Below are 23,066 nucleotides of genomic sequence, written 5' to 3'. Positions count from 1 at the left end.
GATGTTACAGGGAAAATTGGCTCCGGCGGTAGGGATCGAACCTACGACCAATTGATTAACAGTCGTTTTGCAAGGATTCTTAGTATCTGTAAATAAATAAAAAAAAGATACGCAAACCAAAAATGTGTAACAATATGTGTAAGTCTTGCGTTGATGCGTTGGGGCCGCCACGCGCCCCTCAGGGCGCTTCAACTGGCTTTTGCGCTGTTTGCCCCAAAATAGCGAGCTTTGTTGCCTCACGGGCGCTTCAGGGGCTCTGAGGCCCATTCCTGAATTGGCCGCATCACCTAACGGGCCTATTTGGCGAGATTACACCATTCGTGATAAGATCCAGTCATAACCCATTGATATGACATCAGCTTCAATCAAATTGTACGACATCCTCGTTGCCAACGGCGTTGAACGGGACGTTGCCCGTGAAGCCATAGCTGAGTTCCTTACTAAGGACGAAGCTACAGCTCGCCTAGCAACTAAGGATGACATCACAAAGATAGTAATGTGGATGGCCGGATTCTCGGCCGCTCAGACAGCAACTATCGTTGCAATCATCGCTCTCTTTTTCTAACCGCTATGCAAACAGACCAGCACACCCAAACGATCATTGTGGCCAACAGTGAGGGTGTCTGCCTTTGTTTTCAGGTGCATAGTGCTGAAAATCAGCTTCCAGTTATTCAAGCCTGAAAAAGTTTTTAAAACAATCTCTTAGAGAGTGTTTACCTATACAATAAGATATACAATACTACTATTGTATAGGCAAACTCTGGCGCGATGCGCCTTATCCTGTTGAATGGCAACAGAAAAGTGTTCCCCCCGAGTTGTCGTTCTGCGCCCGACCCCGAGCGCTCGCCATTGTCATACAGTTATAACTAAGCTGAATGCCTGCTGGCTTCGCTCCGCGTCTCTCACCCCGCCTAACGGCTTGGGGCGAGCGCCGCTGCACTCGGTTGGTCTGGCCGTCTATCGACACGCTAACGCTGGCCAGCCTGCACCGATCGCTCGGGGTCGGGCACGACACGATTTCGTTTCGATTTTTTCTGTCGCCTGACGGCTCGGAAAAAAGTCGAACTCAATCGGCGGCCGACAACTCGGGGGAACGTTTTGTGGCTAAGGACTAGCCAAGCGTAAACGCATTGCCCGCAGGCGGGCAGGGGCTGCGCCCAAGGTTCTCACATCGGCAAAGCCGGCGAGAAAAAAACCGCGGCCAAGGCTGCGGTTTTACAGGTGCTCACCAGAGCGGCCGAAGGATTTCGGCAAGCTCATCACTGGTGAGGTGGTGGGGTTTCACCCCATCGGGAAGATCTACGGCACGTGCCCAGGTGGTGCCCGAGAGTGCGCCCGCAATCTCTCGGGCACCAATGCGTCCTGGTTCGTCGCCATCGGCGACGACGAAGATCTTCCGCGGCGCTAACGACGCGACCAGATCAACTTGTTGGTCAGAGATGGAGCGACCGAAGGGCGAGACCGCTTGGAAGATGCGGTGGTGCCGCATCACTGAGAGGTAGCTCTCAAAGATGACCAGTGCGCGATTGTCCTCCCGCTCGGCGACCCGGTGATAGTTGAACAGCTCGAGTTCCTTCCGAAAGCCTTTCGGGAGGACATATTTCGGCACGTCATCTTCGCCCGCATCACCCAGGTACCGACCGCAGTAGCCGATCGTGCGCCCCTCTGTGTCATGCAGGGGGATTGCCAGACGATCTCCGATCGTCTTGCTGCGCTTGCTGGCGCGGCCGAGACCAAAGGTCTCGCGCTCGCTCGCCGCAATGCCGTGTTCGTCGAGCCAGGCCAAAAGATCTTCGTCTTCCGTGAGCTTGAGCTCGAACGTGAGTGGGGGATTGTACTGCTCGCCGTCTTCGGTCTCAGGCGCAGGCGGCGGTGTTTCAGCCTTTGGCTGCGCAGGCTTGCCTGGTGACCGTTTCTTTGACTTCGGGGTGTGGCCGTTTTCGGTGACCGGAATGGCGCAGATCTCTGCGACCTTCTCCGCCGCCGGCCGGATGTTGATGCCATCCATGGCCATCACGAAATCCAGGACATTGCCTTTCGCGCCACAGACGAAGCAGTTATAGACGCCCTTCTCCGTGTTCACCTTGAGTGATGGCTTGGTGTCCTCGTGGAAGGGGCAGAGGGCTTTGTATTGCCCGGCCTTGCTGCCATCTTTGATGAGTTCGATGCCATAGGCTTCGAACACGGTTCCGATATTGGCCTGCGCACGGACGTGCGCAAAGTCGATGCGCTTTGCCATAGTCATTACCTTAGCTGATTGGGGAGGGGATGAACGAGGATCGTTCTTCGAGCAGCTTACCGTGGATCGAAGATCCGTCGAGTTGACAGCCTGGCCAGGCTGTCATGTGGCGGCATGGGGTATACTAGAGGCAATCAGGTCATCCGTTCTCAGACATCAAAGTCAGCCCCGCTTCGCTTCGACCTCAACCCTCATTTTGGGACAGTCGTCCCTTGAGCCAAACACCTCAATTCTGACGACGACCGCACGGCCGGAGGCGGTGAGTACGTGATCGGAAACGTACTCCTGCGCGCGACTGCCGACTGCCGATCATGTCGGCAGTCGCGTCCAGGCGAGGCTGGCTTTGGTGTATGCCACAGGATTTTTTGCATTTGGGAGAACGAGAGACATGGAACCAGAAGCGGCCGTTTGGGTTGGCGCCGGCTGACCGTGCGCGGCACTTGTACTGCGTCGGGCAGACCGGGACAGGAAAGAGTACGTTGCTGCATAACCTGGCGCGGCAAGACATTGCGTGCGGGGCAGGGGTGACACTCATAGATCCCCATGGAGATCTGGCGGCGGAGCTTTGCGACGCCATCCCGACGCGACGGATCGACGACGTTGTCTTGGTCGATCCGACCGACGTCGAGCACGTACCGGGCATCAACCTCTTTTACCGCGTGCCGCTCGATGAGCGGCCGCGGGTGACGAGCAACATCGTCGCCACTTTCAAGCACGCCTGGTCAGACAGTTGGGGGCCGCGGCTCGAGCACATCCTACGCAACACCGTACGCCTGGTGCTGGACGCACCAGATCGAGCACGACCGTCGATCGTTGCTGTAGCGCTGGTGTTGGTGGATGATGACTATCGCAAGTGTCTCTTGCAGCACGCGATCGACGAGCAAGTGATCAGCTTCTTCGGCACTGAGTTTGATGTGTGGAATGACCGCTTCCGGATCGATGCGCTTGCGCCGGTGCAGAACAAACTGGGCGCCATCTTGGCCAGCCCATTTGTTCGCAACATCATCGGCCAGTGGCGGCCGACGATCAGTTTTGACGACATCATTCGCACCGAGAAGGTGCTCATTATTCGTGTGCCAAAAGGCACGCTCGGAGAAGACAACACCAGCTTGCTCGGTTCGCTCGCGGTGTCGGGCTTGGTACAAGCCGCCATGGCGCCGCGGCCGGAGCGCCTGGCGCACCATGTTTACATTGACGAGTTCCAGAGCTTCACGACCGACAGTTTTAATCTGATCTTGTCGGAAGCGCGGAAGTTCGGGCTCACCCTTACGATCGGACATCAATTTTTGGATCAGGTGTCGCCCGAGATCCAAGCCACCGTTTTTGGAAACGTTGGCAACATTGTCGCGTTTCGGGTAGGGGGAAATGACGCCGAACGTTTGTCGCGTGAGTGTCGCGGCATCGCGTCGTCGCGATTTGCCGACCTGCGCAAGGGCGAGGTTATTGGCCGTCTTTTGACCGACGGCGAGACGACGACATCGTTTATCGGGCAAACCAAGTTGCCCGACCCGACACACGGAACAGGGAGCGGGTGCGATCAAAAGCCGCCGTGCCTACACCGTACCGCGCGCGAAGGTTGAGGCACGGATTGGGCAGTGGCTACGAAACTAGGTTCCTAGGAATATAGAAATCCCCGGCACCGGGAAGGTGTCGGGGATTGGGTCATTTGTAGCCAAGCTGGCGACAGGCCATGTATACCGTGTGTTCGCCGAACTGGCGTTCGGCCACGGATACATACCGCTCCCACATCTCGTCGCACGCGTCTTTGGCTTTCTGCCGCACTTCGAGCAACGAGATTGAGGCATACATTTGCGCCTCGGCTTTGGCGATGCGTTCACGGCCTTTGACCAGAAACGCTGCGGCCTCCGCTTCTTTTTGCCGAGATGCTTGGAAGCAAGCCTCGCTCTCAGGTGAGACGATATCCGCCAGGATACCATCGTGGAGCTCACCTATGCTGAGCGAGCTCAGGTTACGCGGTGTCGATCGATCACCAAGCAGGCGGCTAATGGGAGTGGTCACAAAAAGTAGACAACACCCAAGCCGATAAGAACAAATAGAATTTCAGGGTACATGCTTTCCTCCTCTGCGTGGGTTCAAGGGAATTCAAACGCACGGTTGAGAAGGGAATAAGCTATTGATATTAAACCATATTTTTATGGTTTTTGCAAATAGGGGATGGTGCGTTGGCCGGACGGAGATCCGCGGATGTAAGTCTATATACGTATAGGAGTTTGCTGGTGGGGTTGGGGATCACGGCAGCGTTTGTCGTGCTGGCGCCGCGCTTTTGGATTTGGCTCATGGCGATCGTGCTGTTTTATGAGCCGAGCCGAATTCCGTGCAGTCACTACGTCGGATGTTTGTGGACGGCGGTGAGCTTGCCGTTTCAAGCGCACGATGCCGGTATCATTCGATATGCGTCATTGCTGCCGTTTTACGGTGTGGTTGCGAGTGCAATCGTACTGAGCTCGCTCCAGTTGGACTACTTCCGAGAGAAAGATGGAAAGAGCATCAAAGAGGATGTGTATTTCCTCCTTAGACCGATCGTTTTTTACTTCGTTGCGATGCTGATTACCGTCGCGGTTTTGGTAAATAGTGATGAAATGCCATCGGTGGGTCTTTCACTGCTTATGGCGCCGTTCATTTTCACCTACTTGCTCGCGACAATTCCGGTCTACTTCTTGATCTGTGGAACGATCATTGCCGCATTGATCTGCATACCGCGGGCGTATGTTTTTTGGACGACACGCTCAAAGCTCCGGGCTGCCTACGCTGCGGGTGCCGGCCGTGCGACGTTTGAGCCCGGCGCTGTTGTGTCTGGTCTACGCGAGAAGTCGACGAGTGATACGCACGCTCGGGCGCTCCGCAAGGAGATGGGCAAAACGGCTGAAAGTGTTGACGAGCAGCTTGCTCGGCTGCGTAGCCAAAACTCGAACCTCAAGGCTTCGATCGAGCAGGAGACCCGCCGCGCTGAGGAAGCGGCTGAGCTCTCGCGGAAAATGGCTGAGATTGAAGAGTTGGAACGCGAAAACGAAGCCCTTCGCGGCTTTCAAAGGGGACGATATCGTCCAGGCGAGGACAGGAATTGATGTCAGAGCACGACAAAGATCGACCACTAGACGGCGAGATTTTTCCGCCAGATGATGACGAGCCGCAGGATCTCCGCGAGATGAAGAGTGTGCAACATCTTCCGCCGCACGTTCCTGATCTAGGAGTTGCTCGTGCCTTGTTTGGCAACCTTGAGTATTGGGGGGCTGCCCGTACAATCAGAGCGTATCGCCAGATGATACAGGAGGGCACTGGGAGCGTAACAGATCAGAAGGATTTCATCGCTGCCAGACGTGAACTGTATGCCGAGGAGGGGCGTTGGAAAAAGCGCGATGAGTACCGCGAAGCCGCAATGCTTGAGGCAGATGTTTTTCTAGCAAACCAGAAAGCTCGATTGGCGGTGGCGCAGCATGCGCAGGCAGAGGCTGAGCGCGCACGTTCGGTAGCGGAAGAGGATGCCAAGGATGCTGAGATTGCGCGTGAGATCAAACGCCTGCGGTTGGAGCAGGAACTATTGCGCGAGCGTGAGAAATTGGAGCGGATGCGGAATCCGCCGCCGAAACCAGACCCGTCCGAAAAGGAAACGTCCGAGCAATCGAAGAAATCTTTTGAAGAACAGATGCTTCGCCTCCAAGCTCGACTGCAGAAGCTGCAAGAGCAGATCATGGCCGAGAACCTTTCAGAGGCTGAATACGAGGGATTAGCGGCACAGATCTCCATGGTGCTGGCGGAGATGGATGCACTTCAGAAAAAACACGCTTCGAGCTTGTAATGGGGACGATCCCACTCGGTAAGCTGAAGGGGCGCATGGTCTTTGCGGAGAAGGAGACCCGCGAACAGCACTTCCACATCATGGGTAATTCCCGGATGGGTAAGTCGTTCTTCATGGAGCATATGATCCGTCAGGACATCATGAAGGGCGATGGTGTCTGTGTGATTGATCCGCACGGCACGCTCTACGACAGCTTAGTGCAATGGCTCACCGTGACCGGTGCAGCAGATCACCGACAGGTGCATCTTATAAATCCGACAGCCGCAGGGTGGTCGGTTGGCTTTAACCCGTTTGCTACGGGCGACGCCGATCCAACCGTGCGGGTTGATCTGATGGTCGACGCCTGCACCAAGGTCTGGGGTGGGGCGGACATCAACCAGACCCCACGCCTAGCAAAGTGCCTCGAGCTGGTGTTCTTCGCGTTGGCTGAACACCGACTGGCGATCACCGATGCGCGACGGTTTTCGACGTTACCGTATCAAGAGGATCGTTTGCTTTTGACCAGTACCTTTAAGAACTGGGATCGGGGAAAAGATTGGGACGAGCTGAACAGTTACCAGCCGCGTATGTTTGCTGAGTACATGGAGAGCACCAACAGCCGGTTGTTGGCGTTCTCAGGCAATCAATCCATCCAACGCATCATGGGGCAAACCAGCGGTTTGCTCGACTTCAAGCGCTGCATGGATGAGCGGCACATCGTGTTGGTCAACTTGGCCAGTACGGATGCGATTTCTGAGCGGAATACGAAAGCACTGGGTGCCATGATCTTCGCCGACCTTTTCTATAGCGCCAAGACACGAGACCTGCGCACCGCTAGCGCCAAGCCCTTCTACTGCTACGTTGATGAGTGCGCCGACTATATTACGGAGGACGTGGCGAAGGCGCTTGATCAGACGGCCAAGTTTGGCCTGCATTACATCCTGGCGCATCATCGGATGAGCCAGCTCGAGCAATATGGCAAAGGTTTCCAAGACGCCGTGATGGCCGGCGCACAAAGCAAGGTCATCTTTCGACTTGATGCAGATGATCTCGCTGAAGATGTGGCGCGGCACTTGTTCCGCAAAGACTTCGATGTTGAGCGCCGCAAGCGCGGTCTGACTAATCCGGTCGCGGTGGGACAGGAGATCATCGACCTACACGGCGGTGCTTCAGCCCGCTCCACCACCAGGACTGAGGGTGGGGCCGAGGGGTCAGCTAGTTCCTATGGGAGTGGTAGCTCTAGTTCGACCTGTGCAGGCACCAGCTCAGGCGAGGGATACTTTGATCCAAACGACCCCTGGGCTTTCTTTGATGATGGAATTGGTGACGGGCGACATCGAACAGAAGGAGAGAGCGAAAGCTCCAGCCAAACCGATAGTTGGTCGAGTAGCGAGAGCCACTCGAGCTCTAGCAATTGGTCGGAGAGTGAGGCCTTTACCGAGACGGAAAGTTGGAGTCAGTCCCTGCGCACGGTCTACGAAGAACGCGGCGAGCCCATGAGTTTGGAAGAGCAATTGCATGAGGCAACGGTAGCTGTACGGAACCTCGCGAAACGCCAAATGCTTGTGTACTTGGCCGGCGGAAAGACGACGCTGTCTATGCGATCACCAGATGTCGCTCCGGCGCGGGCTTTGCCGTTCATGATCGAGAAGAAAACCATCAGATTTATGGAGCGAAGTATGTTCACCGCTCCGCATGCTGAAGTTGATCTCGCGCTGGAGGCCCGGAAGCGTCCGGCGATCGACATCATTGATCCAGGAAATGCTGATCGTGATGATGACGGCGGTGATGACGATGACGACGCGTTTACGTTCAAGCCCAAAGACTGAGCCAGTGGTATACTCTCGACATGAGCACAACCCGCGCGCCCAGTAGACGCTTTAAACGACCGGCTGAAGCTCGAGGGATCGACCTTCAGGAAGACGACGTCGCCATTTTATGGCACGTCTGGCGGCATCGGGTCATCGACAGTAAGTCGCTCTACCTTCTTTTCCCAACCCGTGATCCACAGGTGATTTCACGCCGGCTTCGACGGCTGTGGGAGAACGAGTTTCTCGATCGGCCGATCAGTCAGAACCGACGCAACACCAGCCGAGCCGGTTCCAAGCACCTGGCCTATGCGATCTCACGAGAGGGTGCTCGAGCCCTTCGTGATCATCATGGAGCCAACATCTCGATAGAGCGGTGGCAGCAGAAGAATGCTGAGCTCAAGCCGAGCTCGATAGAGCATCACCTTGCTACGGCTCGCTTTATGGTTGCCTTTGCCAGTGCTGCGGCACAGGTACCAGGCGCTCAGGTGCGGTACGCTGATGAGTTCTTACCACCCGTCAGCCCAGAGAACCTGTCGCGAGGTTTGAAGAATACGATACGCGCAAATGTTTCGTGGCATGTGCATGGTTCCAATCAGGGGACGGCGCCGGATCAGATCATCGCGCTTGATTACAAAGGCGGGCGGCAGGTCTTCTTCATTGAAATCGACCAGGGCACCGAGACGATCGAACCGGGCGATCGCAAGCAACGTAGTTTGCGCTTTTGGTCAGACACATCGTTTCTGCGAAAGATGTTGGTCTATTCCGCAGCATTCAGATCTGGCGCACACAAGCACCAATTCGATATCCCTGCTTTCCGCGTACTTACGGTGACGACTAGCCCCGAGCGGGTTCAATCTATGCAGGCCACCTACAAACGTCACCTCAGCCACGGCGATCGGCGAGTGCCGCCTGGGTTATTTCTTTTCACTGATTGGCAGACGTTGGAAAAATCGACAGACGGTGCTGTCTTGATGGCGTACCCGAACGGCTCGGGGAGAGACGTTAAGTTAGTGGGGTAGTGCGGCGCAAACTTAGCGCATTGGTGTGATTTGATTGCTGCGTCGTCGCGAACGGCGGCTTCGAGCCCATACCTACGACATACTGCAGTATGGCGAATGTCCGGTCCGGCGTCGGCGGGCAAAAACGTGCCAAAATCAAACCAGGTTTTGCCAAGGTTTTGTGGCACAAGAGTTTTCAATGGTTCCGGTTTGATCGCTTGCAGTGACAGAAACGACCGTTTTTGGCACTGCGGAAAACGATGTTGGATTTTCGTGTGAAATCGCAGCTCTATTGCTGGTGTGCCAGAAGCGTTTGCCTGTCGATGATCCAATTAGTAGCGCCGGTTGGGCAGCATCTTGCGTCGCCAGGCGCCAGCATTGTTGTTGTCAAACGGATGCTGTCGGGCTCGAAACTCACTTCTCGTGGAGAGGTACCGTAGAGATCACGTACGTACCCATTAAAAGAGAAATTTCCATCGGACCCTCGTTCGAACTGGCCGATTACAACTCCAAAGTTTCCAGCAGAACCGGCCAGATGAAGATATAGGAAAGCCAGGGCTTCGGTGTCATTGTGGAAGAACACGCTCCATGTTTCTGCGGAGTTCACCCCAAAGACCTGAGTCAACCAAAGGGTCGTGTCGGGATCATTCTCTCTCACCTGTACGATTTGATCGTGATCAGCCTCTTGCTCGGTGGGGAGATCAAGTGCCTCTATCTCCGCTGATAGCGCGGCTCGAAGTCCTAACTCTTCAAACTCAAGGCACCCGACGGTATAGCTACCGCCAGTGGATTGTGCTCGCCTAACCAGTTCGTTGCGAACGAATTCCCGAAGCTCTATCTCGTACTCAAGGTAGCCCAGTCGCCCGCGCTCCGAAACTCCGGGGACGACAACATCCTCATAGGATACACCGGCAATCGACATCTGGCGCTCAATGCAAAGTGGTTGTGGCCCCTGCTCGGATAGCAATGTGTAACCAAGGGAAGTTAGCAGCGCGATTTCATCACCGGCTAGCTGTGACAGAAGGAATTGTGGAATTCCACCGCGCGTTATCAGTATCGGGACGATTTCTGCCCCGAGAGAACCCAGTGCCCCTCCAACGTCCCCTTCAGCAAGAGACGAAGCCAACTCGCCGCCCAATTCGAAGGCGCTTAATCCGTCTAGCCCCCGATCAATAGTTTGAGCTGAGGCCGCAGAATTCACTATGCCAACCAGCGCTGCGCTACATACAACTGTCGCAAATTTCGACATCATTTACTCCTAAAGGCTTCGTTGAATTGGCAATAAGCTTCTTGATTGTTGCCCCACTAGAGTGGGGCAACAACTTGCAATCTATGCCGATTACTTCTTTGGCTTATACGCTTCCGCCATCTTTTTCTGCCGATCGGCCTCCGCCTGAGCACGACCTTGATTGTGGTCATGAATCTGTTGTTGCGTTGCGTTGCTCGGCAACTGATGGCCTTGATAGCCACCCTTCCAGGTCGGGTTGTTGGTTTGCCAGGACATTCTGTGCTCCTTGTAAGCTGGTTGCGATGTGTGATTCCTAGCGAGAGCTGAGTGAAAGATCGTTGCGGCCCGCAGATGGATGTGTTCAGTTGAATGAACAAATTCTGAACGGTCCCATGACGAAACTCGATGAAGCAACCTTGGTCTACACGGACACCAAATCTCAGCGCGAAGAGCTGGCAGATGCTGTTCGCCTTATTCGAGACAGCCCGGGCATGTCGTACCGTACAGCGTGTGATGCCTGCATTGAATGGTGGCTGGAAGTCCGACCAGAAACTAGCGCAGACAGCTTCAATATTTCGGTTGGAACGCTATCGAAGATGGCAAATGGCAACCACATCCCATCATGGGAAAAAGCGCGTGTACTCTACGCCTTCTTCTCATTTGGATGGGATAAAGGCCCTTTGATCACAACGCGAGGCCTAGGCGGGGTTCCACGCAACTCTGGGGAACGCTTTGCTGACAGCCTACTCAGGCATTTCAATGAAGTTGAGTTTAGGCCCTATCCGAGTCTTGCTGGCTTAGTTGGTGACAATTGGGAAGCGTATCGTCCTTCGTGGAGAACAGGCGGAGACGGGTATATAATTCGGAGCCATGTCGAAATCAGACGCAAGGGAAATGCGTACTGGCTCCGTGAGCACCAAAAATTTGAATTTCGTGGATATACCGTCGATGAAGTAGATGAAGGGGTACTTTTCCCTTTTGCTCAGTCGATAGCGTGCTTATCAAAGGACGTCCGAAATGTGTGCATGAAGTGCTACTCATTTACGATGAGGGAACCAGAGCCGGGTCCGCATACTTCGACTGAGATCATGTCTGGGTCGGTGATGGCGATCTCAAACCAAGGTCCGCATTGGTCGGGGCCTATTTTTCTCAGAAGAGTCCAAGGATCGAGAGGCGCTCTTGCACATATCCATATATCTACGCTTGAGGACGACCCAAGTCTTGCCGATGTTCTAGAAGATCTGAGGGCGCGCGAGCTCAAAGGCCACTTGCCGCCCAAAAGAATTGAGTGAGCCGAAGCGAAGAGCTTTAGTTTTTCGATATAGCCAGGAGAGCTCTGAACATAATACGGAATACGAGCCGCTCTAGTTTAAGCTGCTCGTCAACTATTTCTATTTGGCAGGCGAGCTCTGCTTCGGCCTGGCCTGCGCGACAGAGGGCAAGCTTCCTTCTCCGTCCGGGAGAAAGCGGCCGTTGGCGTCAGTGCGGCGTAAGTCAGCTTAGTCCCGCTGACCGGACCTTCGGTTGGGCGGCTGACCGCGCTGGGGCGCTCGCATGCGCAGCGAAGGGCTGGTTTGAGCCCATTTTATCGGATGCTGCGAGGTGTTCGAATCTCCGCCTTTTGTGTCCGCAAATTACTCAGCTTGGCGCGTAAGCCTTCCCTAGTGGAGATCCGTTCCCAATTTTTAGTCGGGAAAACCGTAAACTTATGGCCCTAGCAGCTCGCCTAAGATTCACCTTCTAAAACTGGTATAAGCTTGAGGATGCAAGACTGCATCTCGTAGTATCATCTTCGTCACTTTTCGAACTTCAATCGACACTTCTCTGGGAAGAATCTTCCATCGAAAAGTGGGTCAGCGTTGTCGGGGTTTAGCTCTGTGGAAGCAAACGTATCTACAGACTGCTCCATACTTTCGTCGCCGTGGGCTATCTGACAACGCAGATCGTAGAGGCGGCTGAAGTAATCTTCGTCATAAAGTTCGCTGCTAAATCGAGACGCAAGATTCTCCCTGAATCTGCGTGAAATCTGTCCCTGCCCGGGCGCAGCGAGAAGCTCTTGGATTGAGAAGTACCCGATTGTTTTAAGAATACCTTCTCGTGCGCCATCAAAGGACTCAAATCTGGAGATAGCTGTCTCGATAAAACCAAAATCAGAGTTTGAACGGATGTCAAAAATTGACTGAGCAATCGAAGGAACGTCTTGAAAGTCGGCCTCACTGAGTAAGGCTACTGGCTGAAACCCATTTAGCTGAAGTTCAGCAATGCAGCGTTCAGCCTGCCCCCCAAACTTGGTGGCTCCATCCTTATCCAAAACTGACCAGGCATCAACCTTCAGACCTGGCGTTGAGATCCGCAAAGCTCGTGAGATGATCTGGCCAGAAATATTAGGTGTGCCTTCTTTTGGCGCAACTATGGTGAAACGCCAAAGGCTAGGGTCATTATTGAATGTTGAGCGAGTGTGAAACCCTCCATCATGCGTGATCGTAGCCCATTTCAAACGGCACTCATTGGATTGGCCTATCTCACGATCAAACCCCGCCGCGAGGTTTGAACAAGCATAGTACTCAAGCAGGTTGTTGATCTTAGAAAAATCTGTCGTCCCAACACTTGGTCGACCCAAGGTCCACCCGCCAATATCTATCGTTTCAGTGGTCATTGCGACGTCACTCGTCACAATACCAAAACGCATCTGTTCATTTGGGACGCAGTCAAAAGAAGGCAATCACAACTCCGATTTTTATGTCCACCAGCACTTGAGGACAGAAATGATGGTTGAATTCCCTACCTCCAAAGCAGACCTTTTAGCAACCGCATCGGACAACCGTTTTGTCCCGCATTCCGGCCATTCCAGGTCGGGTACGAAGAGAGCTAACTTTGGAGCCCCGCTCAATCCTAGGTTGCAAAATCGGTCGTTTTTGGTGGTCTGTTCGGAGACAAGTCGTTCTTTTCCTAACACGTCACAATTGCAGGTCGCTTCAGGGGAGGTGAGTGACTCAGCTGAGAACACCCAAGATCAACCTGCAGTTGCAACAGAAATCCTCAACGGTCTTCCAGATGCTGGCTTGGCGGAAGAAAAGCTGCTTAAGTGAATTCATTAGAGTTTTTTGCGACGTGGCCTTTTACTGCGCAGCATAGACCGCACATGGGGGAAAGAAATGACAAGATCGAAATTTTCTGGGGCTGTCTGCTCCGTCATATGCTCCGCCATTCTGAGCGCAAGCGCCGCTGCACAGGACACTTTCAGTGATCAGATCGCCGTTTCAGAGTCCCGATGGGCGATTGTATTTGCCGCCGACGGGTCATTTCATGAGCTAACGTTGGCTTACCAAGGTGTTGTCGGCGTTCGATGGTGGCAAACAGGCCAGGCTGATGATTGGAGCGAAGGGCGTTTTGTCGACGATCGACAGTGCCATTGGGAATACCGAACCAGTATGTCAAGGCGATTTGTCAATCAAGTAACTCTTCCGGAAAGGGACGTTTCTTGGCCTACCCGAGATTTTATTGGTGGCCCACTTGAGCCGCCTATTGTCGGAGATCGAATGCAAGTGAGGGACTGGTTTTTGGCCTCGCACTACGACTTAAGCAATGAAGCAGAAGAGGATTGGGCGTATGTGGACGACCTTTTCGATGAGATTGACGTCGATCTTGGGGAGATTGATACTTTAGTCGAAGTTCCATTTGAAGTTATCGGTGGGTTAGTAGCGGGCACTTTTGTCGGCCTAGAACTGGGCTTGAGGTGGCTTGGTAGGTTTGTTGGAATAACGCGAGGCTTGAATTGTGGAGATGCACAGGAACTCATCATTGATGGCATCAACCGCCGAAGCGCTGGATTGGTTCGAGCGGTTTCCGAGCTTGGTCCGATTGACTACTACGGTGTAGTTCTGCCGCGACTGCGCAACGAATGGAGGTACATCAACCGGGACACGGGACGATCGGTGCCGGCGTTGTTTGTTTGGCCTGATGAACAGGACTATCCTGCGATTGAGTCAATAATGCACTTTCAGCGGGTGAACCTTGCGCGTCGAGTTGATCCTGAAGTCCCAGAAAGTATCCTCTTAGAGGTCGCCGCCATGGACAATTCGCGCGAAACACCGCGCCAGATTGTCGAAGCGAGTTTGGGCCCCCGCATTGACCGATTGGTGTCTGAATTGGAAATCATGCCTGAGTTGGTGCAGCGCGCTGAACTGTTGGCGTCGCTGACAGCGCCACGATCAGAACTGGAGCGACGCACCAGAGTGTTCACTTTGGGCGCGTCCGTTTGTGAGAACAACGGCAGTCTGTCGGACATCTCTGAGCTTTGCCAAGTTGTGCAAGGGCAAGAGCTTCCGGCTTGTGTAGTTTCGCCGAATATGCGGGGGCAACTACTGTCCGAACCGTCTGCGGTTGGAGCAGATCTAGGTCAATTGGGCGGCTCAAACCTAATGGAGGCCTACGATGATCTAGTCGCAATCATCCGAAGTTTCTCACTAGAGGTTCAAGAAATCGATGAATGGCGAGCAATAACGGAACTCAGCAGGCCCGACGAGTTTCGCGAATTCGAAATTTCACGGGATCAGATCTCAGGAGCGTTGGTCGATTTGAGGTATTTTTCTGTTGCTCAAGGGGAATGCGCTAACAATAGCCTGTGGCTCGAAAACCAGCCTTATTTGGCTTGGCAGGCCCAACAGGTTTCGGACGCACAGCTTCTTGAGCAGATTCTGATAAATGGCGGCTTAGTCGACCCAATTCAGCCGCTTGAACAAGGCGTCATTTCCTCGATGACTGAAGGCCCCCTTCTCGATATAGGGAGCATCCCTTCAGATGCATTGCAACGCCTCGACGCTGAGTTAGACGGTCGATTGGATGCCCTCGGATTAGCTCAATGAATTAGGAATGCTATAGGGAGCATCCTTCTCATGGGCTCAAGATCGCCGCTGGAGAGCGGAGCTCGTTTCAGAACGCAAGTCAACCCTAGGTTGCATAATCGGTCGTTTTTGAGACGGGCGAGGGGTGCTCATATTCCTCAACACGTTAGCCGTCTCAAAAACCCTGTCCAAAACCCTTCGTATTTTGAGACGTTTTTGATACACTGAGAGCATGATCATTGGATATGCACGCGTCTCAACTGCTGATCAGAGCCTCGACGCTCAGCGTGACGCGCTCCGCCGTGCAGGCGTTGACAGGATCTTCGAGGAAAAGCGCACTGGAAAGAACCGCGAGCGGCCAGAACTGGAGAAGTTGTTCGAGCAGTTGCGCAAGGACGATGTGGTTGTTGTCTCAAAGTACGATCGCCTTGCTCGATCGTTGCGGGATCTCATCGACATCGTCGAGCAGATCCGGGAGCGCGGCGCTGGCTTTCGTTCGCTTGGCGAAGACATCGACACTACCACCCCAGCCGGGCGCCTCGTGTTTCATGTGTTTGGCAGTATCGCCGAATTTGAACGCGAGCGAATAGTTGAGCGTACCAATGAGGGACTAAAGGCTGCCCGTAAGCGAGGGCGGATTGGCGGTAGACCAAGAGCGCTCTCAGACGAAGCTAAAGCTGAAGTCCGTCGAATGCGCGATGAGGAGCGACGTCACGTGAAAGAAATCGCACAGATATTCGGTGTGAGTAGAGCAACGGTTTACCGCGCTTAGGGCGGAAAATAGTACTTCGCTGCAAGCGGTATCAGGTCAAACGCAAATTTCAATGCGGACATCCGGGTATCCGATGATACGCGAACAAACCTTGGATTTGGGCGGTTGCGAGTTCATTCGCCAAGCAGGCCGAAATCATGCCCGATAACGCAAAGAACGCGACCCGTGAAAGCGACACCTGGAACTGATAGAAGTGAGAAGCCAGCCACGTAGAATGTCAGTACTGTGTAAACCATGCGTCTTGATGTGTGCCTATCCAGCACATTGTAGAAGCTCCGAAGTACATCGATCTTGATTTGGTTGTCATCGTCCTTTTTTAGAGCATCCGATGCTGTCTTAAGGCTTTTCTCTCGATTGAGCCAAGGCGCTCTTTGGTCGAACGAGGAAGCTACCTGCGGCCTTCGTGATGCTATAGTTGCATACATTGATCGCAGGTTTCTTGCGGAAACGTTGTCTATTGTCTCGATGACATACTCGTTAATGTCCTTCGGGCGTTTAACTATCGCGGGTGCAAAAACGCGATATAGGATCGTACCCAAACCAAGCAACAAAAGGCCAACATAGACGATGTTTAGCCGCATAGAAAACCCGAACCAAGGGGTGCATATGCCTGGGGCAACCTGCTGGTCCAGCAAACCACCGAGACCGCCCAAATAGCTCTCGATCTGCGCATGGTACAAAATTATGTAGCCCACGAATGGCGCGCTCATGGTGATGGACGCTGGCAGACTCTGGCCAAACCCTCTCAGGAGATGCCAATTTATTGTTCGTACGCTCCAAGCTTCTGGTGTCCAGGTCACTTGTTCAGGTTCTGTTTTAGACATTCGCTGTCCGCTACTACGCGCCAGATATGCGCAAGGTGCGATTTTGGTGGGTATAGAAATCACCGACAGTGATTTCAGGCTTGTCTAACTCTGGGGCAATCATCGAGGTAGCAATAATAATCTGGTTTGAAGATTTTGCCGCGTTTGACTTCTCATGAAGTAATCTTTGGAAATTCCTGCTCCTCTCCGGCTCCATACCCTTATCTTCCACTGTATCCATCAAAAGGAAGCGCGGATGGGAAAATGATGGTTGGCTGGCCGAAGCAACAGCAAACGCGGCAATGAAGCTATTGCGAAGATAAACCATGGAACTTGCGGAGAAAAATGACTCGCCGTTGACACTTATTCGATCGCCGTCGAAATCAAAATCGACCTTGTCAGCATTCTTGAATGTTGACTGGCGCTCAAGGTCGCGTCTCAGAAAGTCGAGGACTTCAAGCTCTATCGACCTTCGCGCTTTCGAAATTTGATCACGATCGCGCTTTTCCGCAGTCTCGATCACGGATCGAACATCGTCAATCTTGCGCTGTAGTTCGTCTCGCCGGTTCTGGGCTTCTTGCAATTCAGCGACCGCAGATTTTCGAGTCGCCAACTCTTCAAGCTTACGCTGAGCATAGCCCGCCTCGCGATTCAGAGATCGCAGCCTTGATCGGAGCTCCGTTGTTGGGCTACGGAGGGAAACCGTATAGTGACGACCTGCTTGCTCCCATAGCTCTGTGACTTTCGTCAGCTTCGCCTTCAAGTCCGAAATTTGACGCTGCCTACCTGCTTGAAGATCAATCGAATTTTGCCTTTGCCGAGCATATTCATTGATCAATCGCAGAGCGCGCTCCTTAACCTGGCTTTCGTCAGAAGCTTGTTTGCAAAGTGTGCAGGCGCCTTCGACCTCGGTGCCGTGGACAGGAGCGAAACACGCCGGACAGAAGTCAAATTTTAGCGCATTTAACTCGTCAACGACCATTTTAGACTCGTGCAAGGCACGAAGCTTCTTGGTCAGAGAGGCGATGAATTCCGCGGAGTCCGAAGCCTCCAGCTCAAGGAAATCCAATTCCTCTTTCAACTTGCCAATCTGTGTTTGGAGCTCCTTCACTCTCGCAAAAGTGGTTTCTTGATCGTTCAACGAAAGCCGATCCTCAAACTGTGTTGAAAAGACCTGTTCCTCCGTCTCTTCAATTTGGCTGTTTAGATCGTCCAGTTCTTTTTGGAGGCGCAAGTACTCCTGATCAATCCAATCCTCGGTCAAAGGATGGCCGTCGCGGCCGTGAAGCCTGATCAGTGTCGAAATCCTTGAAACGACATCCTTCATCTCAGCTTCGTAGGTCTTCAGGTTCAGCCTTGCTGTATAGTAATCGTCACTAAAGGCACCGAGAAGAAGATGTCCCACAGTCTGTCGCGTAATCGCATCGTCAAAAGGCTGACCACGAAACAGCTTTTCGACCGAGCTTAGCTGGTCCGAGTATAGAAGGCGCAAGACTTGATTCATCGTGATCTTCGTGTTGGCTTCGCCATATTGTACTTCGGGCAGACCGAGCAGCCGGAACATCACTTGAGAAAAGCTTTCGGACTGGCCTCGCCGGAAGGAGTACCGCTCCCAGCCAGCCCCGCTGCTTTCCAGTGCGTCTGAACTTGGGCCAAAAAAGATGCGCATGGGCTGTGAAGACTTTTGTTCAACGTCTCTCTGCAGAGTGACGTCTTTCCCATTTAGTTTGACCCCCATTGTAATGGTGTCGCACAGAAGCGCCGACTCCCGCCATTGGTGTTCCAAAAGGTCACCACCCAGACCGTAGAATATGAAATCCATAATTGTGGATTTGCCGGAGCTGTTCTCGCCCCGAATAATGTTCAGCCCTGTGTGAAATGCTTCTGAAAAGACGAGTTGACCACGGCGAAAAATCGACAGATCGACAATTTCGAGGTTTGGCCTAAACAACGTCATAGCTGTACTCTCCAAGGCCTGTGCGGGCAAATAGACCATCACTTCCGAGTTGTTCTACCTGCGGAAGTACGACTGCCACAAACTTCAATAGATCTGGCGTTTTCTCGATTGCCTGCTCTACAGCGGCAAAAAGTCCAGAAGGCACGCTTTCGCGCTTGAGAGCCAGCATCTCCGACGAAGTCTCAACCGCTTCTATCATGTTTGCGCCCGCGAGCGCGCTTACCGCCGTCGACTGGATCAGCTCCATCCTCTCAAACACCACGCGAGCATTGGGAAACCGATCATAGCTTGTTTTGGGGTACTTCTTCACGATTTGGTTCCGCATACGAGCAAAGCCCTCAATGCTCCTTGGCGCTCGGATGTCCTCTAGCATCCATGGAAAGCAGTAGAAGAAGTCGGCTGCTCTTGCTGTCTTAGATGGAATTCTGCCGTTTTCTGCCGAAGCAAGAAGGACGAGCATTCTAAAGACGGTATGATAGGGGTCATAAGCAGCGGTGTAGGAGAGAGAGAACACTAGCTCCACCTCACATAGCATCTATCAGCAAGCCAGTAGATCATGCCCCTGACATGGGCATGGTTGATGGTGAAATGCTCAAAACCTGCTCCCATATCTTGAAGTGTTGGTTGGACGATCTTGTCCTCGATGATTTCATCGATTTGCTGTCTGTCGAGAGACGAGGCGTGCGGAATAATATGGTTTTCAAAAACATCGTTTATACGGGCGAGGAACAAGGCAAAGATCTTTTGCGCCGAAGGATAATGCTGCATCTTGGCTAGCAGTTTCGCAAAAAGCTCTTTCTTGGCCTGCGCTCCCTCGACCTGGTCATGGCGCTCTGCAGCCTTTAGTTTGTCTTCCAAACCGTCTAAACCTTCTACGCGCCGTCTGTCTTGGAACATCTGTAAATCATCGATGAACCCGTCGACGCAGACACTTCCATCCGAGATTTCTTTGTCTAGTCGGTCCAAAAGTCCGGTAACTTGAGACTGGTCTGACAAAGTGACTTTCCTGACAAAATATTGCGACGCGTTGTTTTGCAGCTACAAGGTGTTGGGTAGAAAGCAGAATATGCACTTTTTTACAGCAGGCAAGGATAGTTGGCGATTATGGGTCAGAATCGTGATGTAAACTCAGGCACGCTAAGCCAGAAAACAACTTCCGGAAAAAGCCCTCTTTGACGAGCCACATCGGTCACCAATCGCAACAAGCAATATACTAGGCGCCAATGGCTGGAAAGTGGGCTGCGATTGAAGCTATCTAGTCAATGGCTGAGGGATCGCCATGGCTGGTCAATGGATACAGCCAAGATAGTTCTCGCCGAAGCGCTCCATTGCCGATCCGGAAATTTGCTCGGTTACGCCCTCGTCGATGAACAACCCCCATGGGTATACGTCGACGTTGGCCAGATCAAAGTTGTCCTTCGGATTTGGTTTGTTGTTCGCCAAGAAGGCGTAGCGAATTTCGGCCCACATCTCAAAGCCAAGCTCAACCTCTAGACCATCATACACACTGTCTCCGGGTGCATTCAGAACAATTTTCTTGGTGACATGACCGAGTGTCTCAAGGAGCATCGTGCTACATGTATGAGCAACGATGTCTGCCAATTGAATGCCCAAGCGCTTTCGCGAGTCTTGCTCAAAGTGGAATTCGCAACAGCGAAATCTGGGATCGTCCTCTACAAGCCGCGAAGCGGCCGTAGCTGATTTAAACAAGCCTTCGTCAAAGAATACTTCGTGCGATTGACCTTTGAAACGGGAGTGTGAGAGGGCTGCTGCAAGCAGTTCGAGAGCTGCAGGCCCCAGCCTATTCTCTGCACCAACAACGCAGACAGCTATTTTGCAATGTCCTCGGATGAACGACTTTAGGGCACTTCTTAAGGTTCGGAGACGTTCGTCGTTCGCCATCTTTGAGGACGATTTGAACTCAAAGGTCTCAGGGTCATATCCAAGCCTCCGGAACACTGAGGCGATATGTTCCGACGGGTCATTGTCGCAAATGGCAAATGCCGCCAAGGAAAACCCAAAGTGGTTGTGTTTACTATCATCGAGAAAAAATGAGCCATGCCACAGAGATATGTACTGGTACCGGCCGCATGAAGGGGGTGGTTAGCTTGGGCCTGTCCAGTGCTTTGAGCGACCAACAGCCAGGCATGCTATCATTACATTCATGCAATCAGAGCATTCTGGTGCGAACCAGGTGACGAACGGTTCCGAACCGATTTCATCGTGGATAACAGTCGCCGAGGCGGTGTCTCGTTGTAGTGAACGCGGCCTACCCCGTACTCCAAAAACAGTCAGAAAGTGGGCTGCAAGATCTTTCGCGAACCCCGAAAGCCCCGATATCGCCGTCCACAGAGAAGATACCGGCAACGGATTTCGATGGTCTATTGAGCTTTCATCGCTTGATCGCAAAATTGAGGAAGAGCTTGAATTTGAGCGCCGAAAGCAATCCGAACCCGACCTCACTGGTGCGAACCGGGGCGAACTGAGGCAAACAGGTTCTCCCTTTGATAGCATCCCAGAATTGCCGGCGCACACACGGGAACCGGTTCGAACTGATCAGCACCGGGGAGCCGAGCGAGGTGTAGAAAAGGAACTGCGATCACAGCTTGAACAGAAGAACGCTGAAATCGAATTTCTGAGAGATGAGTTGAAACACCGCCGCGAGACGGACAAGGCTTTGGCGACCGTCATTGAAGCTTTCAAGTTGAATGCGGAAACGACACGCGAACAACTGAACAGTAGCAGCCCCGTTCGCCGCGGCGACAATGGGAAGGGCAGCACCACGATATTGTCCACGGCGCTAACGAGACGAACGCCGCTTAGTGTATAATTCAGCCAAGGCATATGAAGTCATTTGGCGAAGCGCTCCAGCAACGAAACATCATCATCAAGGGTGGTGATGAGTTGTCGATGTCTGGCTTCACCCAAGTGCCGAACGCGGTGCTCAAGAGCGATGCTATCTCCGCTGGAGCGAAACTGGTTTACGCGCTGCTGCTATCTTACGCTTGGCACAACGACTTCTGCTTCCCTGGCCAAGACAGACTAGCTACCGATATCGGCATCTCCCGGCAGACTGTGAACGCTCATGTGAAAGAGTTGGAGCGGAAAGGTTTCATCAAGATCAAGCGGCTGGGGCAGGGGAGAGCAAATCTCTACGAGCTCAACCTGAAGGCCAAGGTTTTGAAGAGGAAGTGACAACCAGATGTCAAAATTTTTGACATCTAGATGTCGGGAAAACCGACCTCTAGTTGTCGGTTTTTTTGACACTAAGAATACTCAGTGAAGAAGACTAAGTAATTAATATTCATAAACCTTTTAAGAAAAGGAAAGTGGGGATAACTTCTCCTCTAACCCGTCGGTTTTCTTGGCTTGCGGACGTTGATCGCGGCCGCGTCCAGGCTGTTCTTCAGGTGCACTGCATAGTGTTTCTCGATCATCTCGACACTGGTTCGACAGTTCTTGGCGATCTGGTAGATGTCTGCGCCTTCAAGAAGCCGAAAGCAGATGTAGCTGTGCCGCAGCGAGTACAGTGTTCGGCGGTTGCCTTGGCGATCGAACTTAAGGCCCGTTTCCTCCAGGATCCTGTTGAACTGCCTATTGTGATCTACCGGAAATAGACGGTCGGTCGAAGCCGGTAGATTGCGCTGCATCATCCTTTGAAAGGGACGAACAGCACCGTTAGTGCTTTTGCAGTAACCTACCCCGCGCTTCCCGCGGACTTCGATCTCGAGAATTGTCTCGCCGGTGGCGTCATCTTCGACAATCTCGACATCCCGGTATTCTAGGCCGTTGGCCTCATCTGGTCGAATACCGGTATTTGCCATGAACAGCACTTTGTCATGCATCTGTGCCGCAAGCCTATGGTGGCGTGAGTTTGCCTGTTTGGCGATGTTTGCGCGTGTCGCCGTGTAAAGCGTCTTGTATTCTTCGTGCGAAAACCAAGCCCGGTGCACGACCTTTCCGGATGATCGGTATGGTGCTGACAGATCCGGCAGTCCTTGGATCCATCCTTGCCTAAGTGCTGTTTTCAAAACCTGCCGAAGCGTCACGATCTCATGGTGCATGGTAGATCGTGATGGCGGCTTCCAGCCTGGTTCGTCTTTCGGCTCGATCCTGAATATCCGGTAGTCCTGGACAGCGCCTGCGGTCACCTGCGAAATTCCCATCTTGCCGAAGTAGGGGACTAAATGGTTCTTTAGCCGTCCACGATGCCCCTTAACGTAGACCTCGTTCCGCTCGCCCGCGGTCATAAGTTCGTACTCTTTCATGAAGCGGTCGGCGGCGTGTGCAAAAGTGTGTTCCGAGAGCAGCTCGCCACGAGCTTTCTTACCTCGCAGTTCAAGGTACCAATCCTCGGCAAATTCCTTTGCCTTGGCCAAGCTTTCTTCTTTGGTGCTAACGCGGCGGTTTTTTCCTTCGAGGTATGCCGAACACTGCCAGACCGAGCTTCGCTCGCGCTTGTAGACGTGCACTTTGCCGCCCAAAATCGTGTGCTTTTCGGCCATCTCGAAGGATTCCTTACACAGTGTGCAATGTGTGTAAGGTATGTGAAAGCCCGATTTCAGCCAATATGCCTGATCGCTCTTTCTTTTAGCCACCTGTTTTTGTTGGGATTTTT

21 protein-coding genes are annotated in these 23,066 nt (G+C 53.0%); 10 read left to right on the top strand and 11 right to left on the bottom strand.

What is annotated here, in order from left to right; all coding sequences use genetic code 11:
* Positions 1–1,225 precede the first annotated feature (1,225 nt).
* Complete coding sequence (locus tag ACZ1HK_RS05905) at positions 1,226–2,239, bottom strand: CHC2 zinc finger domain-containing protein (RefSeq protein WP_472627914.1); 1,014 nt, start codon at positions 2,237–2,239, stop codon at positions 1,226–1,228.
* Positions 2,240–2,550: 311 nt separating this feature from the next.
* Between ACZ1HK_RS05905 and ACZ1HK_RS05900 the strand changes: the two genes are divergently transcribed.
* Complete coding sequence (locus ACZ1HK_RS05900) at positions 2,551–3,819, top strand: type IV secretory system conjugative DNA transfer family protein (RefSeq protein ID WP_472627913.1); 1,269 nt, start codon at positions 2,551–2,553, stop codon at positions 3,817–3,819.
* 82 nt (positions 3,820–3,901) lie between these two features.
* On the opposite strand, the gene ACZ1HK_RS05895 is transcribed toward ACZ1HK_RS05900, so the two are convergent.
* On the bottom strand, positions 3,902–4,258 hold the full coding sequence (locus ACZ1HK_RS05895; protein ID WP_472627912.1) for a hypothetical protein: 357 nt from the start codon (positions 4,256–4,258) through the stop codon (positions 3,902–3,904).
* 218 nt (positions 4,259–4,476) lie between these two features.
* Here ACZ1HK_RS05895 and ACZ1HK_RS05890 point away from each other — a divergent pair, with 218 nt between their 5' ends.
* From ACZ1HK_RS05890 to ACZ1HK_RS05875, 4 genes are read left to right on the top strand one after another with little or no spacing between them, the layout of a single operon-like run.
* Positions 4,477–5,325: a hypothetical protein gene (locus ACZ1HK_RS05890; RefSeq protein WP_472627911.1), complete on the top strand. Its 849-nt coding sequence runs from the start codon at positions 4,477–4,479 to the stop codon at positions 5,323–5,325.
* Complete coding sequence (locus ACZ1HK_RS05885; protein ID WP_472627910.1) at positions 5,325–6,056, top strand: hypothetical protein; 732 nt, start codon at positions 5,325–5,327, stop codon at positions 6,054–6,056. The genes ACZ1HK_RS05890 and ACZ1HK_RS05885 overlap by 1 nt, the downstream gene beginning before the upstream one ends.
* Before the next feature lie 35 nt (positions 6,057–6,091).
* Complete coding sequence (locus tag ACZ1HK_RS05880) at positions 6,092–7,864, top strand: type IV secretory system conjugative DNA transfer family protein (protein ID WP_472627909.1); 1,773 nt, start codon at positions 6,092–6,094, stop codon at positions 7,862–7,864.
* 20 nt (positions 7,865–7,884) lie between these two features.
* Positions 7,885–8,865 carry a replication-relaxation family protein gene (locus tag ACZ1HK_RS05875; protein WP_472627908.1) on the top strand — a complete coding sequence of 327 codons (981 nt, stop codon included), beginning with the start codon at positions 7,885–7,887 and terminating at the stop codon, positions 8,863–8,865.
* Between the two features lie 268 nt (positions 8,866–9,133).
* Here ACZ1HK_RS05875 and ACZ1HK_RS05870 read toward each other — a convergent pair whose 3' ends face one another.
* Together ACZ1HK_RS05870 and ACZ1HK_RS05865 are read right to left on the bottom strand one after the other, a co-directional pair.
* On the bottom strand, positions 9,134–10,096 hold the full coding sequence (locus tag ACZ1HK_RS05870) for a hypothetical protein (protein WP_472627907.1): 963 nt from the start codon (positions 10,094–10,096) through the stop codon (positions 9,134–9,136).
* An 87-nt stretch (positions 10,097–10,183) separates the two neighbouring features.
* Positions 10,184–10,348 carry a hypothetical protein gene (locus ACZ1HK_RS05865; protein WP_472627906.1) on the bottom strand — a complete coding sequence of 55 codons (165 nt, stop codon included), beginning with the start codon at positions 10,346–10,348 and terminating at the stop codon, positions 10,184–10,186.
* A gap of 116 nt (positions 10,349–10,464) precedes the next feature.
* Here ACZ1HK_RS05865 and ACZ1HK_RS05860 point away from each other — a divergent pair, with 116 nt between their 5' ends.
* The gene (locus ACZ1HK_RS05860; RefSeq protein WP_472627905.1) at positions 10,465–11,364 is read left to right on the top strand and encodes a hypothetical protein; all 900 of its coding nucleotides are present in this window, start codon (positions 10,465–10,467) and stop codon (positions 11,362–11,364) included.
* 503 nt (positions 11,365–11,867) lie between these two features.
* On the opposite strand, the gene ACZ1HK_RS05855 is transcribed toward ACZ1HK_RS05860, so the two are convergent.
* Positions 11,868–12,728, bottom strand: a complete 861-nt coding sequence (locus ACZ1HK_RS05855) for a hypothetical protein (RefSeq protein ID WP_472627904.1) — start codon at positions 12,726–12,728, stop codon at positions 11,868–11,870.
* A 499-nt stretch (positions 12,729–13,227) separates the two neighbouring features.
* On the opposite strand from ACZ1HK_RS05855, the gene ACZ1HK_RS05850 reads away from it, so the two are divergent.
* The gene (locus ACZ1HK_RS05850; RefSeq protein WP_472627903.1) at positions 13,228–14,937 is read left to right on the top strand and encodes a hypothetical protein; all 1,710 of its coding nucleotides are present in this window, start codon (positions 13,228–13,230) and stop codon (positions 14,935–14,937) included.
* A 211-nt stretch (positions 14,938–15,148) separates the two neighbouring features.
* Positions 15,149–15,688: a recombinase family protein gene (locus ACZ1HK_RS05845; protein WP_472627902.1), complete on the top strand. Its 540-nt coding sequence runs from the start codon at positions 15,149–15,151 to the stop codon at positions 15,686–15,688.
* A 113-nt stretch (positions 15,689–15,801) separates the two neighbouring features.
* Here ACZ1HK_RS05845 and ACZ1HK_RS05840 read toward each other — a convergent pair whose 3' ends face one another.
* The 5 genes from ACZ1HK_RS05840 to ACZ1HK_RS05820 form a co-directional block, all read right to left on the bottom strand.
* Positions 15,802–16,512, bottom strand: coding sequence for a hypothetical protein (locus ACZ1HK_RS05840; protein WP_472627901.1), 711 nt, complete (start codon positions 16,510–16,512; stop codon positions 15,802–15,804).
* Positions 16,513–16,525: 13 nt separating this feature from the next.
* Positions 16,526–18,487: an AAA family ATPase gene (locus ACZ1HK_RS05835; protein WP_472627916.1), complete on the bottom strand. Its 1,962-nt coding sequence runs from the start codon at positions 18,485–18,487 to the stop codon at positions 16,526–16,528.
* Positions 18,435–18,962 carry an ABC-three component system middle component 5 gene (locus ACZ1HK_RS05830; protein WP_472627900.1) on the bottom strand — a complete coding sequence of 176 codons (528 nt, stop codon included), beginning with the start codon at positions 18,960–18,962 and terminating at the stop codon, positions 18,435–18,437. Before ACZ1HK_RS05830 ends, ACZ1HK_RS05835 begins: the two co-directional genes overlap by 53 nt.
* Complete coding sequence (locus tag ACZ1HK_RS05825; protein ID WP_472627899.1) at positions 18,962–19,444, bottom strand: ABC-three component system protein; 483 nt, start codon at positions 19,442–19,444, stop codon at positions 18,962–18,964. The genes ACZ1HK_RS05830 and ACZ1HK_RS05825 overlap by 1 nt, the downstream gene beginning before the upstream one ends.
* 291 nt (positions 19,445–19,735) lie before the next feature.
* Entirely contained in the window at positions 19,736–20,515 is a 780-nt protein-coding gene (locus tag ACZ1HK_RS05820; RefSeq protein ID WP_472627915.1) for a DUF3800 domain-containing protein, read from the bottom strand.
* 127 nt (positions 20,516–20,642) lie between these two features.
* Between ACZ1HK_RS05820 and ACZ1HK_RS05815 the strand changes: the two genes are divergently transcribed.
* Together ACZ1HK_RS05815 and ACZ1HK_RS05810 are read left to right on the top strand one after the other, a co-directional pair.
* A complete protein-coding gene (locus ACZ1HK_RS05815; RefSeq protein WP_472627898.1) occupies positions 20,643–21,278 on the top strand; it encodes a hypothetical protein in 636 nt (211 codons plus the stop codon).
* A gap of 14 nt (positions 21,279–21,292) precedes the next feature.
* Positions 21,293–21,643 (top strand): helix-turn-helix domain-containing protein, encoded by a 351-nt coding sequence (locus ACZ1HK_RS05810; RefSeq protein WP_472627897.1) that lies wholly within the window; start codon positions 21,293–21,295, stop codon positions 21,641–21,643.
* 152 nt (positions 21,644–21,795) lie between these two features.
* Here the strand turns inward: ACZ1HK_RS05810 and ACZ1HK_RS05805 are convergent.
* A partial coding sequence (locus ACZ1HK_RS05805; protein ID WP_472627896.1) for a tyrosine-type recombinase/integrase occupies positions 21,796–23,066 on the bottom strand: 1,271 nt, incomplete at its 5' end.

It is taken from the genome of Gymnodinialimonas sp. JB5-7, assembly GCF_055693405.1.
This window is presented reverse-complemented; position numbering and strand designations above follow the sequence as displayed.

Bases quoted from the DNA above. Each gene is read 5' to 3' on its own strand.
- ACZ1HK_RS05885 (WP_472627910.1), top strand. From the start codon at position 5,325: ATGTCAGAGCACGACAAAGATCGACCACTAGACGGCGAGATTTTTCCG.
- ACZ1HK_RS05905 (WP_472627914.1), bottom strand. From the start codon at position 2,239: ATGGCAAAGCGCATCGACTTTGCGCACGTCCGTGCGCAGGCCAATATC.
- ACZ1HK_RS05840 (WP_472627901.1), bottom strand. From the start codon at position 16,512: ATGTCTAAAACAGAACCTGAACAAGTGACCTGGACACCAGAAGCTTGG.
- ACZ1HK_RS05870 (WP_472627907.1), bottom strand. From the start codon at position 10,096: ATGATGTCGAAATTTGCGACAGTTGTATGTAGCGCAGCGCTGGTTGGC.
- ACZ1HK_RS05855 (WP_472627904.1), bottom strand. From the start codon at position 12,728: ATGACCACTGAAACGATAGATATTGGCGGGTGGACCTTGGGTCGACCA.
- ACZ1HK_RS05880 (WP_472627909.1), top strand. From the start codon at position 6,092: ATGGTCTTTGCGGAGAAGGAGACCCGCGAACAGCACTTCCACATCATG.
- ACZ1HK_RS05860 (WP_472627905.1), top strand. From the start codon at position 10,465: ATGACGAAACTCGATGAAGCAACCTTGGTCTACACGGACACCAAATCT.
- ACZ1HK_RS05865 (WP_472627906.1), bottom strand. From the start codon at position 10,348: ATGTCCTGGCAAACCAACAACCCGACCTGGAAGGGTGGCTATCAAGGC.
- ACZ1HK_RS05875 (WP_472627908.1), top strand. From the start codon at position 7,885: ATGAGCACAACCCGCGCGCCCAGTAGACGCTTTAAACGACCGGCTGAA.
- ACZ1HK_RS05835 (WP_472627916.1), bottom strand. From the start codon at position 18,487: ATGGTCTATTTGCCCGCACAGGCCTTGGAGAGTACAGCTATGACGTTG.
- ACZ1HK_RS05810 (WP_472627897.1), top strand. From the start codon at position 21,293: ATGAAGTCATTTGGCGAAGCGCTCCAGCAACGAAACATCATCATCAAG.
- ACZ1HK_RS05850 (WP_472627903.1), top strand. From the start codon at position 13,228: ATGACAAGATCGAAATTTTCTGGGGCTGTCTGCTCCGTCATATGCTCC.
- ACZ1HK_RS05900 (WP_472627913.1), top strand. From the start codon at position 2,551: ATGTCGGCAGTCGCGTCCAGGCGAGGCTGGCTTTGGTGTATGCCACAG.
- ACZ1HK_RS05845 (WP_472627902.1), top strand. From the start codon at position 15,149: ATGATCATTGGATATGCACGCGTCTCAACTGCTGATCAGAGCCTCGAC.